The organism is Streptomyces sp. M-16 (genome assembly GCF_052114405.1).
Taxonomy (GTDB): domain Bacteria; phylum Actinomycetota; class Actinomycetes; order Streptomycetales; family Streptomycetaceae; genus Streptomyces.
Genome location: NZ_JBFRER010000064.1, coordinates 1 through 15,308, shown reverse-complemented (window position 1 = coordinate 15,308; position 15,308 = coordinate 1). Strand labels below are relative to the sequence as shown.

The 15,308-nt window shown below is 72.2% G+C and carries 11 protein-coding genes; 3 read left to right on the top strand and 8 right to left on the bottom strand.

What is annotated here, in order from left to right:
* Nucleotides 1-31: 31 nt before the first annotated feature.
* The 4 genes from pstS to mshD all read right to left on the bottom strand — a co-directional run bounded on the left by pstS (nt 32) and on the right by mshD (nt 7,480).
* Nucleotides 32-1,174: a phosphate ABC transporter substrate-binding protein PstS gene (gene pstS / locus AB4039_RS25935; protein WP_266840612.1), complete on the bottom strand. Its 1,143-nt coding sequence runs from the start codon at nt 1,172-1,174 to the stop codon at nt 32-34.
* A 599-nt stretch (nt 1,175-1,773) separates the two neighbouring features.
* Nucleotides 1,774-2,718, bottom strand: coding sequence for a CHAD domain-containing protein (locus AB4039_RS25930; RefSeq protein WP_266840614.1), 945 nt, complete (start codon nt 2,716-2,718; stop codon nt 1,774-1,776).
* Nucleotides 2,699-5,059 (bottom strand): RNA degradosome polyphosphate kinase, encoded by a 2,361-nt coding sequence (locus tag AB4039_RS25925; protein WP_266840615.1) that lies wholly within the window; start codon nt 5,057-5,059, stop codon nt 2,699-2,701. Before AB4039_RS25925 ends, AB4039_RS25930 begins: the two co-directional genes overlap by 20 nt.
* Nucleotides 5,060-6,550: 1,491 nt before the next feature.
* Nucleotides 6,551-7,480, bottom strand: a complete 930-nt coding sequence (gene mshD / locus AB4039_RS25920) for a mycothiol synthase (RefSeq protein ID WP_266840617.1) — start codon at nt 7,478-7,480, stop codon at nt 6,551-6,553.
* Nucleotides 7,481-7,688: 208 nt separating this feature from the next.
* On the opposite strand from mshD, the gene AB4039_RS25915 reads away from it, so the two are divergent.
* The gene (locus AB4039_RS25915) at nt 7,689-9,503 is read left to right on the top strand and encodes a bifunctional metallophosphatase/5'-nucleotidase (RefSeq protein WP_266840618.1); all 1,815 of its coding nucleotides are present in this window, start codon (nt 7,689-7,691) and stop codon (nt 9,501-9,503) included.
* A gap of 59 nt (nt 9,504-9,562) precedes the next feature.
* On the opposite strand, the gene AB4039_RS25910 is transcribed toward AB4039_RS25915, so the two are convergent.
* Nucleotides 9,563-10,342, bottom strand: coding sequence for an alpha/beta fold hydrolase (locus AB4039_RS25910; RefSeq protein WP_266840619.1), 780 nt, complete (start codon nt 10,340-10,342; stop codon nt 9,563-9,565).
* A 137-nt stretch (nt 10,343-10,479) separates the two neighbouring features.
* Between AB4039_RS25910 and AB4039_RS25905 the strand changes: the two genes are divergently transcribed.
* Nucleotides 10,480-11,067: a TetR/AcrR family transcriptional regulator gene (locus AB4039_RS25905; protein ID WP_266840621.1), complete on the top strand. Its 588-nt coding sequence runs from the start codon at nt 10,480-10,482 to the stop codon at nt 11,065-11,067.
* Between the two features lie 61 nt (nt 11,068-11,128).
* Nucleotides 11,129-12,007: a phosphatidylinositol-specific phospholipase C gene (locus AB4039_RS25900; protein WP_266840623.1), complete on the top strand. Its 879-nt coding sequence runs from the start codon at nt 11,129-11,131 to the stop codon at nt 12,005-12,007.
* Here the strand turns inward: AB4039_RS25900 and AB4039_RS25895 are convergent.
* The 3 genes from AB4039_RS25895 to AB4039_RS25885 form a co-directional block, all read right to left on the bottom strand.
* The gene (locus AB4039_RS25895) at nt 11,987-13,423 is read right to left on the bottom strand and encodes a sensor histidine kinase (protein WP_266840625.1); all 1,437 of its coding nucleotides are present in this window, start codon (nt 13,421-13,423) and stop codon (nt 11,987-11,989) included. The genes AB4039_RS25900 and AB4039_RS25895 overlap by 21 nt on opposite strands.
* Nucleotides 13,420-14,154: a response regulator transcription factor gene (locus AB4039_RS25890; RefSeq protein ID WP_266840627.1), complete on the bottom strand. Its 735-nt coding sequence runs from the start codon at nt 14,152-14,154 to the stop codon at nt 13,420-13,422. Before AB4039_RS25890 ends, AB4039_RS25895 begins: the two co-directional genes overlap by 4 nt.
* Before the next feature lie 201 nt (nt 14,155-14,355).
* Nucleotides 14,356-15,308: S1C family serine protease (locus AB4039_RS25885; protein WP_442271943.1), on the bottom strand; the 953-nt coding region annotated here is incomplete at its 5' end.

Sequence of the window (15,308 nt, the reverse complement as noted above, 5' to 3'; positions counted from 1 at the left end):
GGGATCGGCCCGGGCCCGGAGGCTCAGTGGTTCAGGACAGCGAGTTGATGGCTTCGCGGACCTTGGTGATGATCTCGGCCGGGATGGGCGCGTAGCCGTTGTCGGAGAGGACCTTCTGGCCCGCGTCCGAGGCGGTGTAGTTCAGGAAGGACTTCACGGTCGGCAGGGTCTCGGCCTTGTTGCCCTTGTCGCAGACGACCTCGTACGTCACCAGGACGATCGGGTACGCACCCTCGGCCTTGGTGGTGTAGTCGAGCTTCAGCGCCAGGTCGGAGCCGGTGCCGGCGATCTTGGCGGCGGCGATGGCCTTGGAGGCGCTCTCGGAGGAGGCCTTCACCGGGGCGGCCGCGCCGGTGTTGATGTCGACGGTCTTGATGTTCTGCGAGCTGGCGTAGGAGAGCTCGAAGTAGCCGATCGCGCCGTCAACGGCCTTGACCTGGGAGGCGACACCGGCGGAGCCGGAGGCGGCCTGGCCACCGGGGGCCGGCCACTTCTTGGCGGCCTCGTACGTCCAGGCGTCGGGAGCGGCGGCCTTGAGGTACTTGCCCAGGTTCTCGGTGGTGCCGGAGTCCTCGGAGCGGTGGAACGCCTGGATCGCGGTGGAGGGAAGCGTGACGCCGGGGTTCAGCTTCTTGATCGCCTCGTCGTCCCACTTCTTGATCTTGTCGTTGAAGATGTTGGCGATCGTGGCGGCGTCCAGGTTCAGCTTGTCCACGCCGGCGACGTTGAAGCCGAGCGCGATCGGGCCGCCGACCATCGGCAGGTCGATGCCCTGACCGCCGGTGCAGACCTTCTTCGACTCCTCGACGGCCTCGGGCTTCAGCGCGGAGTCCGAGCCCGCGAATCCGACCGTGCCCTGGTTGAAGGCGACGATGCCCTCACCGGAGGAGGAGGACTTGTAGTTCACCTCGACGCCGGGGCAGGCGGCCATGTAGTTCTTCACCCACAGGTCGACCGCGTTCTTCTGGGCGGAGGAGCCGGAGGCGAGGAGCTTGCCCTTGGCGCCGTCGCACTTGACGTCGCCCGGGGCCGGGGCGGAGGCCTTCGTGGTGTTGCCACCGGCGTCGGTCTTCGTGTTGTTGTCCGAGCCGCACGCCGTGAGGACCAGGGCGCCGGACACGACAAGCGCCCCGAGGGCGGAGGCACGAAGCATGTTCTTGCGCTGAAGCTTCACTTTTCGGGAGTTCCTTCCAGAAGCCGCCGGCCGCTTTCTGTATCGGGGCGGCGTGCGAAGAGGACTACGGGGTCGTGTAGTGCGGGTGCCCTGTTTTTCCCAGCGGCTCGCACCGTGCGGTACCGAAATTAGGCAGAACAGGTGAAGCGGTCGACGGGGGTTGGTGAACGGAGGGTGAACCATGGCGGACGGCCCGGTGCGGTTGGGGTGGTTTGTACCTGGGCGCAATCGGGCGTTATCCGCCCGTTATCCCGCCGTGACCTTGTCGGGCCGCCGGTGGGGGTGGCCGGATTTCGCCGTTGCCGTCGCTGGGGGCGGGGACCGGTGCGGTAGGTCCGCCGTGCGGGGCGGTCTGCCGTTCGGTCACGCCTGTGGTGCCAAGGCGCCCGTGGTGCGGTGACGCCCGTTGGTGCGAAGACGCCCGTGGTGCCGAGACGCCCGTGGTGCGGTGACGTCCGCAGTGCGGAGGGGCCCCTGCGCACAAGGGTCCTCCCTCCACCCTTCCACCGTTGCGCCCGCTCCGCCCGGCCCGGCGCGTGCCGGCCCCCGGCCCCGCCCCGCCCCCCGGATCCGGGCGGGCGGGACGGGGGCCGGGGGCGTCAGGAGGCCGTGGGGACCGGGTGCCAGATGTGGTGGAACGAGAGGCGGGCCGCCAGGGCCGCGTGGCGCTGGTCGGCGTGCAGGACGCCCAGGGCGTAGGCCGTGGCCGGGGCGATCCGGGGGGTGCGGGCGGCCGTCGCCGAGGCGGTGGCGGCCTCGGAGGCGTCGCGGTGCACGTCCAGCGCCCGGCCCGCCGCGGCGAGCCGGGTCACGTCCCCGCCCAGCGCCTCCCGCGCGTACCGGTGGACCCGCAACAGGCGGCGCACCTCGTGCCAGGAGCCGTCCGCGTGCGCCGAGTACGGGGTGCTCTCGCCGGTGTCGGGCAGGGCGGCGACGGCCGTGGCCAGCCGGTCCTCGGTGACCGCCGCGAGCGGCACCAGGACCTCCTCCACCCGGCCCCGCGCCGCGACCGCGTCGAGCGGCACCTCCGAGGCCAGCACGGCGACGGCGTCGGCGACCGCGTGGAAGCGGGACGAGCCGAGCGCGTGGAGGGTCGCGGAATGGGCGCGGGTGCGCGCCAGCGTGAGCTGGCGCTCCAGCAGGGCGCCCGCGCGCGCTGAGCCCACGGTGAGGGCCCCCGCGGAGGCCCCGCTGCCCCGGGGCCCCGGGACCTCGGGCGACGCGGAGAGCCGTTGCAGGGCCTCCATGAGGCGGGACAGCCGGGCGGCGTACGCGTGCTCGTCGGCCAGGGTGGAGGAGAGCCAGACGAGCTCGGTGCGCAGGGAGTCCGCCCACGCCGACTCGGTCACCACCCGGAACGTGCCCAGCGAGCCCGCGATGCGGCGCGCGGCCCCCCGCAGGCCGCGCGCCGCCTCGCTGCTTTCCGCCGCGTCGGACCCGCTTTCCTCGTGCACGCGCAACCCCCGCAGGAACGCGGTGGCCTGGGAGCGCAGGTACGCGCCGAGCACGTCACCTGCGGTCGGGTCATGGTTTGGCTGAGCCACGCCGGCGCCTCCGGGCGTCTATGAGCATCTCCTGAACGTGCCGCAGCGGCTGGCCCTCGGCGTCGGTGCTGTGCCGGGTCCATTCGCCGTCCGGTCCCAGGTGCCAGGAGGAGGTGGCGTCGGACATGCCCGTCTCCAGCATCCGGTCCAGGGCCGCGCGGTGGGCGGGGTCGGTGACCCTGACCAGTGCCTCGATGCGGCGGTCGAGGTTGCGGTGCATCATGTCGGCGCTGCCGATCCACACCTCGGGCTCGCCGCCGTTGCCGAAGGCGAAGACCCGGGAGTGCTCCAGGAAGCGGCCGAGTATCGAGCGGACCCGTATGTTCTCCGACAGCCCCGGCACCCCGGGCCGTACGGCACAGATGCCGCGGACCCAGATGTCGACCGGGACGCCCGCCCGGGAGGCCCGGTACAGGGAGTCGATGAGGGCCTCGTCGACGATCGAGTTCATCTTGAGGCGGACGGACGCCGGGCGGCCGGCCCGGTGGTGGTCGGCCTCCTTCTCGATGCGCGAGACGAGTCCGTCGCGCAGGGACTTGGGGGCGGTCAGCAGCCGGCGGTAGGTCTCGCGCCGGGAGTAGCCGGACAGCCGGTTGAACAGGTCGGAGAGGTCCGCGCCGACCTGCGGGTCGGCGGTGAGCAGGCCGAGGTCCTCGTACAGACGGGCGGTCTTGGGGTGGTAGTTGCCGGTGCCGACGTGGCTGTAGCGGCGCAGGGTGTCGCCCTCCTGGCGGACGACGAGCGAGAGCTTGCAGTGGGTCTTGAGGCCCACCAGGCCGTAGACCACGTGGCAGCCGGACTCCTCCAGCTTGCGCGCCCACTTGATGTTGGCCTGCTCGTCGAAGCGGGCCTTGATCTCGACGAGTACGAGGACCTGCTTGCCGGATTCGGCGGCGTCTATCAGGGCGTCGACGATCGGGGAGTCACCCGAGGTGCGGTACAGCGTCTGCTTGATCGCGAGGACGTCCGGGTCGGCGGCGGCCTGTTCCAGGAAGGCCTGCACGGAGGTGGAGAAGGAGTCGTAGGGGTGGTGGAGCAGCACGTCGCGCTCGCGCAGCGCGGCGAAGATGTCGGGCGCGGACGCGGACTCGACCTCGGCGAGGTCACGGTGGGTGCCGGCGACGAACTTCGGGTACTTCAGCTCGGGCCGGTCGAGGGAGGAGATCCCGAAGAGGGCCGTCAGGTCGAGCGGGCCGGGCAGCGGGTACACCTCGGCGGCGGAGATCTTCAGTTCCTGGACGAGGAGGTCCAGGACGCCGGGGTCGATGGACTCCTCGACCTCCAGGCGCACCGGCGGGCCGAAGCGGCGCCGCATGAGCTCCTTCTCCAGGGCCTGGAGGAGGTTCTCGGCGTCGTCCTCCTCCACTTCGAGGTCCTCGTTGCGGGTCACGCGGAACATGTGGTGCGCGAGCACCTCCATGCCGGGGAACAGCTCCTCCAGGTGCGCGGCGATGACGTCCTCCAGCGGGACGTAGCGCTGCGGGGAGGCCTCCAGGAAGCGGGACAGGAGCGGCGGGACCTTGACGCGGGCGAAGTGGCGGTGGCCGCTGACGGGGTTGCGCACGACGACGGCCAGGTTCAGGGACAGGCCGGAGATGTACGGGAACGGGTGCGCGGGGTCCACGGCCAGCGGGGTGAGCACCGGGAAGATCTGGTTGCGGAACAGGGTGAAGAGGCGGGCCTGCTCCTTCTCGGTGAGGTCGGGCCACCGGATGAGGTGGATGCCCTCCTCGGCGAGCTGCGGGGCGATGTCCTGCTGGTAGCAGGCGGCGTGCCGGGCCATGAGCTCGCGCGAGCGGGTCCAGATCAGGTCCAGCACCTCACGGGGCTGGAGGCCCGAGGCCGAACGGGTGGCGACGCCGGTCGCGATGCGGCGCTTGAGGCCGGCGACGCGGACCATGAAGAACTCGTCGAGGTTGCTCGCGAAGATCGCCAGGAAGTTCGCGCGCTCCAGCAGCGGGGTGGCCGGGTCCTCGGCGAGTTCGAGGACGCGCTCGTTGAAGGCGAGCCAGCTGCGTTCGCGGTCGAGGAAGCGGTTCGCGGGCAGCTCGCCGCTGTCGTCCCGGTCCTCGTAGGAGTCGAGATCGCCGTCGAGGTCGGGATCGAGGTCCGCAGCGTGGGGGCGGTGCGCGGCTATGGAGCCGAGGCGCGCCCTCGTCCTGGCCGTCTGCGCCTGGGCCTCGGCCTTGGCCTGCGCCGGTGTCTGCGCGGCGGACGGCCGGGTGAGGGCCGACGCGGGGGCCGCGGCATCAGCGGGGCCGGTGCTGGCGGCGTTGCGGGACGGCTGCTGGGCGGGGACCTCGGTGGGGCCCGCGGGGCTCGCGCTCGGCTGGTGGCTCATGTCTCCATTCTTCCGCGCACGGGGGAGGACAGGCGCGTCGGAAGTGTCCGCCGTCAGGCGGAGGCGGGGCTGCATGTCCGGAGACTGGCAAGCGCGTCTTAATGCCCGGTTAATGGCGTATGGCTTCCTGGGTCCGGCTGGCGCACGGGTGGGGCGCGGGGCGGGGTCGGGGTGGGTCGGGGTGGGTCGGGGGGCGGGGCTGGGCGGGGTCGGGGGGTGGCGGGACTTCGGCTGGTCGGCGTCAGGGAGGGTTTGGGGGTTTCCCGTCAGTCTCATCGTCCTTCCGCGTCGGGACGGGCCGTCAAGGGCGCTCCTTCGTCGCGTCGCTTCGCGRTGGCCTTCGGCCACCCTTGACAGCCCGTCCCGCCACGGAATGCCAAAGACTGCCGGGAAACCCCCAAAAGAACGGTCCACGGGGAAGCGAGGGAGGGGCGGGCACCTCAGCGATGTGCGAGCCATCTCCGGCCAGGCCCGCAATCCGGCCCCTAGGCGTGTCGGTCCAAAGCCCGGGCCGAGCCAGACCCGCCCGAAACGGCGACCAGAGCGCCCGGCCGCTCCCCATGACGGCATGCGCGTCAGATCGCTACGCGCTTCGCTCGGCTTGGCGTCCGGCGGCCGTCTGGGGCCGGACATAAGCCGCCCACGGTCCGGGAGCCTCGGTCTCTCACGCGAGCGCAGGCTGTTTGCCCCTTTTGGGGTGCTGGGCGGGCTCTGAAGGGGTGCTGGTGCTGCCTGTCGGACTCTGAGGACGACTTTGTCGTCCTCAGAGTCCGACAAGACGTCTCATGGGTGCCAAGGCATCTCATGGGTCCGCCAAGACGTCTCATGGGTGCGGGAAGGGCCCCTGGGCCCCGGGAAGGGCCTTCTGGTGCCAGGAAGTGCCCCTTCGCGGTCCGGGAAGGGCACTTTTGGTCCGCGAAGGAGGCTCTCCAGGCCGCTCAGGGCTCCCCGGGGGCCTTGGGGAGTTTCTTGGGGTGTCTGAGGGCCCCTGCCGGCAGTCAGTCGCCCGCCAAGCACACCAACCGGCCGTCTTGGGCGGCTTATGTCCAGCCCCAGGCGGGCGGCGGACGCTATGCCGGGAGAAGCGCGTAGCGATCCGATGCGCGTGCCGTCCTGGAAGGCTTGCTGGACGGTCTGGTCGCCGTTTGGGGTGGTCTGGCGGTCCCCGGCCCGGAATTTGATGGATGTCGGGCCGTATCTCGGGTCCACCCAGGCGGGGAGGGGTCGAGGGTCGCTGAGGTGCCCGCCCCTCCCTCGCTTCCCCGTGGACCGTTCTTTTGGGGGTTTCCCGGCAGTCTTTGGCATTCCGTGGCGGGACGGGCTGTCAAGGGTGGCCGAAGGCCATCGCGAAGCGACGCGACCGAAGGGAGCGCCCTTGACGGCCCGTCCCGACGCGGAAGGACGATGAGACTGACGGGAAACCCCCAAACCCTCCCTGATGCGGGCCAGGTCGAGTCTCGCCGCCCCCCGGCCCCGCCCAGCCCCGCCCCCTCAGCTCTCCGTGCGGTACATGAGGTCCACCTCGTGCGTCGTGAAGCCGAGGCCTTCGTAGACCGCCAGGGCCGCCGGGTTGTCGGCGTCGACGTAGAGCATCGCCGTGGGCAGGCCCGACGCGGCCAGGTGGCGGAGGCCGATCGCGGTCAGGGCCTTGCCGAGGCCGCCGCCCTGTGCGCCGGGGCGGACGCCGACCACGTAGACCTCGCCGAGCTGCTCCTCCGCGTGGACCTTCGTCCAGTGGAAGCCGATCAGCTCGCCCTCCCGCTCCGCGAGGAAGAAGCCCTTCGCGTCGAACCACGGCTGCGCCATGCGGTCGTCCAGGTCGCGCTGCGTGAGCGCGCCCTGCTCCGGGTGGTGGGCGAAGGCGGCGGCGTTGGCGGCGAGCCAGGCGGTGTCGTCCTCGCCGGGGACGAAGGTGCGGACCGTCACGCCGGGCGGGAGGGCGGCGTCGGGCAGGCCCGCCGCCCCGGGGCCCAGGGGGCGGCGCAGCTGGCGCAGTTCGCGGAAGAGGGTCAGGCCGAGGACCTGGGCCAGGTGCCGGGCGGCGGACTTGCCGCCGTGCGCCCACACCCGGATGCGCTTGCCGGAGGCGTGCAGCAGGGCGGAGCCCAGGGCCCGGCCGTGGCCGCGCCCGCGCAGCGCGGGGTGCACGACGAGCTCGGCGGCGGGGGCCTCCACCGGATCGGTGTCCTCCAGTTGCCCGTATCCGGCGAGCCGGCCGGCGTCGGTCAGGAGGAAGTGGCGGATCCCCTCGCGCGGGCCGCCGCGCAGCTGCAGGCGGCCCTGTTCGGAGACGGCGGTGGTGCCGTCGGTGCGGGCCGCTTCGTGGATGAGGTCCAGTACGGATGCGGCCTGTTCCTCCGTCAGCTCGTCGAGGATCTCGATGTGCCGTCCCGGCTCCAGGGCCGCTGCTGCGTCAGTCATGCTCTGAGCCTACGACTGCCGCCCGGGGTTGGGGCCTTCCGCAGGTCCGGGGCCCGTGGGTTCCTGGACGCGGACACGAGCGCGGCCGGAGTGCCGGACGGCTGTGCGTAACCAGCTCGCAACCCGATACCCCCTGTCGTGCTACGCGCGTTGACAATAGGCTGCGGCGGACCTCCCAAGTTGTCTCGCTGTCCACAAAGGGGAATAAATGTCAGCGAAGCCACAACGGCACCGCACTGCCCGCCGGTTGACCCTGTCCGCCCTCGCCCTCACGGCCGGGGCCGGGGCGCTGGTCGCCGCCGCACTGCCGGCCGGTGCCGCGAGTGGCGGCGGTGCGGCTCCGGGCCGCACCGTCGACGTACAGATGCTGTCGTTCAACGATTTCCACGGCACGCTGGAGCCCCCGCAGGGCTCCTCCGGCACCGTGACCGAACGTCAGGCAGACGGCACCACCAAGGCGATACCCGCGGGCGGGGCCGAGTACCTCGCGACCGCGCTGCGCGATGCCCGCAAGGGCCACGACTACTCCGTCACGGCCGCGGCCGGGGACATGATCGGCGGCAGCCCGATGCTGTCCGGTCTCTTCCACGACGAGCCGACCGTCGAGGCCCTCAACAAGATGAAGCTCGACGTGACGAGCGTGGGCAACCACGAGTTCGACGAGGGCAAGACCGAGCTGCGCCGCATGGCGTACGGCGGCTGCCACCCGGTCGACGGCTGCTTCGAGTACGGCAAGGAGTACACGGGCGCCCAGTTCCAGTACCTGGCCGCGAACGTCACGGACGAGAAGACCAAGCGTCCGCTGATGTCGCCCACCTTCATCTGGAAGAAGGGGGACGTGAAGATCGGCTTCATCGGCGTCACCCTGGAGGGCACCCCGGACGTCGTGACCGCCGACGGGGTCAAGGGCCTCAAGTTCGGCGACGAGGTCGAGACGATCAACAAGTACGCGGCCGAGCTGAACAAGCAGGGCGTGAAGTCGATCGTCGCGCTGATCCACGAGGGCGGTCTGCCCGCGAGCGGCGCGTACAACTACGACTGTGACGTCCCGGGCGCGGGCGCCGGCATCTCGGGTGCCATCGTCGACATCGCCAAGAACGTCGACCCGAAGGTCGACGCGCTGGTGACCGGCCACACCCACCAGGCGTACTCCTGCAACATCCCGGACCCGGCGGGCAACCCGCGCACGGTCACCTCGGCCGCCTCGTACGGCCGGCTGTTCACGGACACCACGCTGACCTACGACCGGCAGACCAAGGACATCGTCCGTACGCCGGTCAAGTCGCCGAAGCCGGTCAACAAGGTCGTCGGCCGGGACCTGCCCAAGGCCCCGGACATGACCGAGCTGATCACCCGCTGGAACGCGCTGGCGGCCCCGGTCGCGAGCCGTCCGATGGGCTTCATCTCCGCCGACATCGCGGGCCGCGGCTCCGAGGCGCCGGAGAARCCGCTCGGTGACCTGATCGCCGACGCGCAGCTGGACGCCACGTCCCCGGCCGACCGGGGTGGTGCGCAGCTGGCCATCATGAACCCGGGCGGCATCCGTGCCGACCTGGCGTACAAGGCCGCGGGCGCCGAGGGCGACGGCGTGGTGACGTACGGCGAGTCCTACACGGTCCAGCCGTTCAACAACCTGATGAACGTGGTGGACCTGACGGGCGCGCAGCTGATCACCGCGCTCCAGCAGCAGGTCAGCGGCACGGTCAACGGCCCGAACCCGAAGATCCTGCAGGTGTCGAAGGGCTTCACGTACACCCTGGACATGACGAAGTCGGGCGCGGACCGGATCGTCGTGGACTCGGTGCGGCTGAACGGCGCGGCGATCGACCCCGCCAAGACCTACCGGGTCGCGATGAACGAGTTCCTCGCGGGCGGCGGTGACGGCTTCACCGTCCTGAAGGACCACAAGAACAAGCTGGTCGGCATCCCCGACCTGGAGGCCTTCAACAACCTCCTGGGCAAGTCCTCGGCCGCGGCCCCGATCGCCCCGCCGGCGGCGGACCGGATCACGGTCGTCAAGTAGCACCCGCGTACAGCGCGCCCTGAGGGGCGGCGGCCACGCGCGGCGGCCACACCGAGTGGCTACAGCGTCGCGAGGAACTTCGCGACGGCCTCCTGGAAGCCTTCCGGATTCGTGAACGGCACGAAGTGGTCCCCGTCCAGGGGCGTGTATGAGGTCCCGGGCCGCCGGGAGACCATCGCGTCGGCCTGTGCCTGCGGGAGCGAGGTGCTGCGGACGCCGTGGACCAGTACGGCCGGGCACGCGCTCCCGAGCCAGGCGTCCCAGTGGTCGCCGCGGCAGGCCTCGACGGAGTCGAGCATGTCCTGGGGGTGGAAGGGCAGCCGCCAGCCCCCGTCGGGGAGCGGGCGCAGCGCCTCGGCGACGAACTGGGAGCCGACCGGTCCGGCCGCGGCGAGGAGTTCCTCCCGGGTGGGCGCGGAGTACCGCATGGCCTGCAGGAAGGACATCCACTCGCCGCCCTCCGGGTTGAGCTCGACGGCGGCGTCCACGACGACGAGCGCCGAGATCCGGTCGGGGTGGGCGGCGGCCAGGTGGACGGCGTTGAGCCCCCCGAGGGAGTAGCCGAGGAGGGCGACGGGGGCGTCCAGTCCGAGGTGGTCGAGGAGCGCGACGGCGTCGGCGACGTATCCGGCGCGGCTGTAGTCGGGGGCCCGGTCGGAGTCGCCGTGGCCGCGCTGGTCGGGGGCGATGACCCGCCACGCGTCGCCCAGGGCCTCGGCGAGGCCGGCGAAGGCGAGGCCCTCGGACATGCCCCCGTGCAGGGCGAGCAGCGGGCGGCCCGGGCCGCCGAAGTCCAGGTACGACAGCGTGCGGTCGTCGATCGTCAGCGTGTGGCGCATGGTTCCGCTCTCCCCTGTGTGTCCTGCGGTGACGGCGTTGTGTTCCGCAGGACATGAGCCTGCCAGGATTTGGGCGACTGCGCAATACGCTTGTCTTGGGCGAGCGCCCAAAAACCTGGCGCGGATACGATCCCGGCATGGGAAATCGCGAGGACCTGCTGGCCGGAGCGCGCCGCTGCCTGGAGGAGAAGGGGTACGCGCGCACGACCGTGCGCGACATCGCCTCGGCGGCGCGGGTGAGCATGGCCGCGATCGGCTACCACTTCGGATCGCGCGAGGCACTGCTCAACCAGGCGCTGTTCGCGGCCATCGACGAGTGGGCCGCCGGCTCGGGCCGGCTCACCGGGCAGGGCGCCACCGCCGAGGAGCGCTACGCCGACACCTGGGACCGAAAGAGCCGCGACTTCCTCGACATGCGCTGGCTCTGGCTCGCCAACATCGAGGCCTTCGTACACGCCCAGTCCTCCCCCGAGCTGCTCGCCGCGCTGGCCGAGGGGCAGCGCGGGTCCCGGCGCATGGTCGCCGCCCAACTGGCCGGGGTGCCCGAGGAAGCGGTCGCGCAGGAGGACGTACGGGCCCTCGGTTCGGTGCACCTCGCGCTGCTCAGCGGGGTGATGGTGCAGGTCCTGACCGATCCGGAGCAGGCACCCACCGGGCGGGAACTCGTCCGCGGGCTGCGCAGGATGGTGGAACTGCTCGAAGAATCCGTGCCTACCGACGGGTAGTGAAGGCCGGTCCGCACACGCCATAATCCCGTCCCGACAACGGAGCGGCGAAGGGGCGGGCATGGCACTGCACAGGCGGGCGTTTCTGACCGGAGCGACGGCGGTGGGCGCCGCGGCGCTCACGGGACTCGGGGCGGCGGCCCCCGCCTCCGCGAGAACCCTCGCCGCCCAGGACTGGATGGCCGGCCTCGCCGACTCCACCCCGCTCCAGCGGATGACCATCCCCGGCACCCACGACTCGGGCGCCACCAAGGGCGGGCTCTACGTCGCCTGCCAGAACACCTCGATCGCCCAGCAGCTCGACTCCGGGATCCGGTTCCTGGACGTCCGCTGCCGGGTGACGGGCGGCTCCCTCGCGATCCACCACGCGGCCTTCTTCCAGGACCTGATGTTCGGGGACGTCCTCGTGGCCTGCGGGAACTTCCTCTCCGCGCACCCCTCCGAGACCGTCCTGATGCGCGTCAAGCAGGAGTACTCCGAGGAGAGCGACGCCACCTTCCGCGCCGTGTTCGACGACTACCTCGACCGCCGCGGCTGGCGCCCGCTCTTCCGCATCGCCGACACCCTGCCCGCGTCGCTGGGCCAGGCCCGCGGAAAGGTGGTGCTCCTCGCCGACAACGGCGGCCTGCCCGGCCTGCGCTACGCCGACGGCAACGTCTTCGACGTCCAGGACGACTGGAACGCCGAGCCCTTCGCCAAGCGCGGCAAGATCGAGGACCAGTTCCGCAAGGCCGTCCGGCAGCCCGGCAAGCTGTTCGTGAACTACGTCAGCACCTCGGCCTACATGCCGCCGCGCTGGAACTCCGACCGGCTCAACCCGCAGGTCCAGTCCTTCGTCGACGGCGGCGAACTGGCCGGCCGCACCGGCCTCGGCATCGTCCCCCTGGACTTCCCCAACACCCGCTCCGGCCTGGTCGACTCACTGATCCGGCACAACTGACGCGGTCGCCGGCGGCGGCGTCGGGGCGCCCGGCAGGCGCAGCACCGCCTCCGTGCCCCGGCCCCCGTCGGCCGCGGCGCGCAGCACGGCGGTGCCGCCCGCCCGCTGGACCGTACGGGCCACGATGGACAGGCCCAGCCCGCTGCCGGGCAGCGCGCGGGCCGACGGGGACCGCCAGAACCGCTCGAAGACGTAAGGGAGGTCCTCGGCCGGGATGCCCGGTCCGTGGTCCCGTACCGTCAGCTCGCCCGCGCGCAGCGAGACCTCGACGGCCGCGCCCGGCGGGCTGAACTTCACGGCGTTGTCGAGGACGTTGACCACGGCCCGCTCCAGCGCCGCCGCCTCGCCCCGTACGTACCAGGGCTCCAGCGCGGCGGTGAAGACCAGCTCCGGGCCGCGCAGCCGGACCCGGGACAGCGCGGCGGCGGCGGTCTCGTGCAGGGCCACCACCCCGAGCGGGGCGTGCGGGGCCGCGTCCGGGCGGGAGAGCTCCTGGAGGTCTCCGATCAGCGCGGCCAGCTCCGTCATCTGCGCCTTCACGGAGGCCAGCAGCTCGCGCCGGTCGTCCGGCGGGATGGCCCGGCCGGTCTCCTCGCTGCGCGCGAGCAGCTCGATGTTGGTGCGCAGGGAGGTCAGCGGGGTCCGCAGTTCGTGGCCGGCGTCGGCGATCAGCTGGGCCTGGCGTTCCTGGGAGGAGGCCAGGGCCGCCGTCATGGAGTTGAAGGAGCGGGACAGGCGGGCGATCTCGTCGTCGCCCGCGTCGGGGATCCGTACGGTCAGGTCCTCGGTCCGGGCGATGTGTTCGACGGCGCCGGTCAGTTCGTCCACCGGCCGCAGCCCCGTCCGGGCCACCCACAGCCCGGCGGCCCCGGCGCCGACCACTCCGACGCCGCTGACCAGCAGCAGCACCCAGGCCAGCGTGGACAGGGGCTTCTCCACGTCGCCCAGCGGCTTGGCGATGGAGACGCCGAAGGCGGGCCCGGCCGGGTTGGCCTGGAGGGTGTAGACGCGCATGTCGACGCCGTCGGGGGTGGTCACGTCGTGCAGGACGGGCTTGGCCTGCTCGTCGGCCGCGACCTGCCGGTCGGTGCCGGTCACGGGCAGGTCGGGCTGCCCGCCCACCCAGCAGCGGGTGCCGTCGGACAGGACGATCTGCACGGTCGCGTTCAGGTTCCCGGCGATCTGCTGCGTGGGCTTGGGCGGCTGGACGACGCAGCCCTCCCGCAGGGTCCGCGCCACCTGCGCGCTGACGTTCGTCGACATCAGGGAGCGGTCGAGCTGGTCGCGCAGCTGGGTGCGCACCATCACCCAGGCGACGGCGGCGACGGCCGCCACCGCCACCGCCACGGCGACCGCCACCAGCAGCGCGAGCCGCGAGCGCAGCGGCAGCGCGCGGAATCTGGCGGCCGGGCTCACTCGGGGCCGCCCTCGCCGGCGCGCAGGACGTACCCGACGCCGCGCACGGTGTGGACGAGGCGGGGCTCGCCACCGGCCTCGGTCTTGCGGCGCAGGTACATCACGTACACGTCCAGGGAGTTGGAGCTGGGCTCGAAGTCGAAGCCCCACACGGTCTTCAGGATCTGCTCGCGGGTCAGGACCTGGCGCGGGTGCGCGAGGAACATCTCCAGCAGGGTGAACTCGGTCCGGGTCAGTTCCACGGCGCGGTGGCCCCGGGTGACCTCGCGGGTGGTGAGGTCCATGCGCAGGTCGCCGAAGGACAGGACGTCGGCGGAGTTCTCCGGGGCGGTGGAGGGGGCGGCGTAGGAGCTGCGGCGCAGCAGGGCGCGGACGCGGGCGAAGAGCTCGTCCAGCTCGAAGGGCTTGACGAGGTAGTCGTCGGCGCCCGCGTCGAGGCCGGTGACGCGGTCGCCGACGGTGTCGCGGGCGGTCAGCATCAGGATCGGGGTGACGCTGCCGGACGCGCGCAGCCGGCGGGCCGCGGTCAGGCCGTCCATCCGGGGCATCTGGATGTCCAGGACGATCAGGTCCGGTGCGTACGTGGCCGCCTGGTCGAGGGCGTCGAGCCCGTCGACCGCCGTCCGGGTCCCGTAGCCCTCGAAGGCGAGGCTGCGGCGCAGGGCCTCACGGACGGCCGGCTCGTCGTCGACGACGAGGATGCGCTGCGGTTCGCCTTCGGCGGCGTTCATCGGCGGGTCCCCCTGGGTGGTGGTCGTGGTGGTGTCCGCGGGGCCGCGGCCGCGGCCCCCATCCCGCCCGTGGGCGTGGGTGGCGGAGGTGCGGGATCCGTCCCGCGGAGGTCTGCCCCCAGCGTCGCACGGGAGCGCCGCGGCCCGGTGCGGCTGCGCCCGGGGGCGGGTGCCGTACCGGGCGYGGGGCCGGTGGCGGGGTCAGAACCAGGAGGTGCCGGAACGGCCGCCGTCCGAGCCGTCGGAGCCGGTACCGGACTCGGATCCGCCCGTGCCGCCCGTGCCGCCCTTGCGGAGGCCGTCGAGGTCGGCCTTGATCGTGTTGACCGGGATGGCGAAGCCGAGGCCGACGCTGCCCGCGGAGGAGCTGTCGCTGGAGGGGGAGTAGATCGCGGAGGGCATGCCCACGATCTCGCCGTTCAGGTTGACGAGGGCGCCGCCGGAGTTGCCCGGGTTGAGGGAGGCGTCCGTCTGGATGGCCTTGTACGAGGTGGTGTTCGAGCCGGTGTTCCCGTTGAACTGCTGCCCGTCGTAGGAGAACGGCCAGCCGCCGCCCTGGCCGCGCTGCGGGGACTGCTGTTGCTCCGACTTCGGTACGTTCACGTCCCGGTCCAGGGCCGAGACGATGCCGCTGGTGACGGTGCCGGTGAGACGGTCGGGGGAGCCGATGGCGACGACCTGGTCGCCGACGCGCAGCTGGTCGGAGTTGCCGAGCTTGGCGGGCTTGAGACCGCTCGCGCCCTGGAGCCTGATCAGCGCCAGGTCCTTGCCGGGGTCGGTGCCGACGGTCTGGGCGGCGTACTTCTTGCCGTCGCTCATCGTCACCTGGATCTCGGAGGCGCCGCTGACGACGTGGTTGTTGGTGACGATCTCGCCGCCGGCGGTGACCACGATGCCGGAGCCGGTGCCCTGACCGGAGCCGGTGCGGGTGTCGATCCGCACCACGGAGGGGCTGACCTGCTCGGCGACGCCCGAGACGGTGCCGTTGCTGGACTGGGAGACGTTGGTGCCGTTGAAGCCGCCGCCGGCGGAGCCGCCGTGGCCGAGGAACTGCTGGACGGCGGCCGCCGTCCCGCCGCCGACCACGGCCGCCGCGAGGGCGACGGCGGCGAGCAGCGCGACGGGGCGCTTGGCGCGGGCCGCGTGGGCGGGGG

Excerpts from the sequence above, each read along its gene's own strand:
- AB4039_RS25925 (WP_266840615.1), bottom strand. The coding sequence starts at position 5,059 with ATGAGCCACCAGCCGAGCGCGAGCCCCGCGGGCCCCACCGAGGTCCCC.
- mshD (WP_266840617.1), bottom strand. The coding sequence starts at position 7,480 with ATGACTGACGCAGCAGCGGCCCTGGAGCCGGGACGGCACATCGAGATC.
- AB4039_RS25910 (WP_266840619.1), bottom strand. The coding sequence starts at position 10,342 with ATGCGCCACACGCTGACGATCGACGACCGCACGCTGTCGTACCTGGAC.
- AB4039_RS25905 (WP_266840621.1), top strand. The coding sequence starts at position 10,480 with ATGGGAAATCGCGAGGACCTGCTGGCCGGAGCGCGCCGCTGCCTGGAG.
- AB4039_RS25900 (WP_266840623.1), top strand. The coding sequence starts at position 11,129 with ATGGCACTGCACAGGCGGGCGTTTCTGACCGGAGCGACGGCGGTGGGC.
- AB4039_RS25890 (WP_266840627.1), bottom strand. The coding sequence starts at position 14,154 with ATGAACGCCGCCGAAGGCGAACCGCAGCGCATCCTCGTCGTCGACGAC.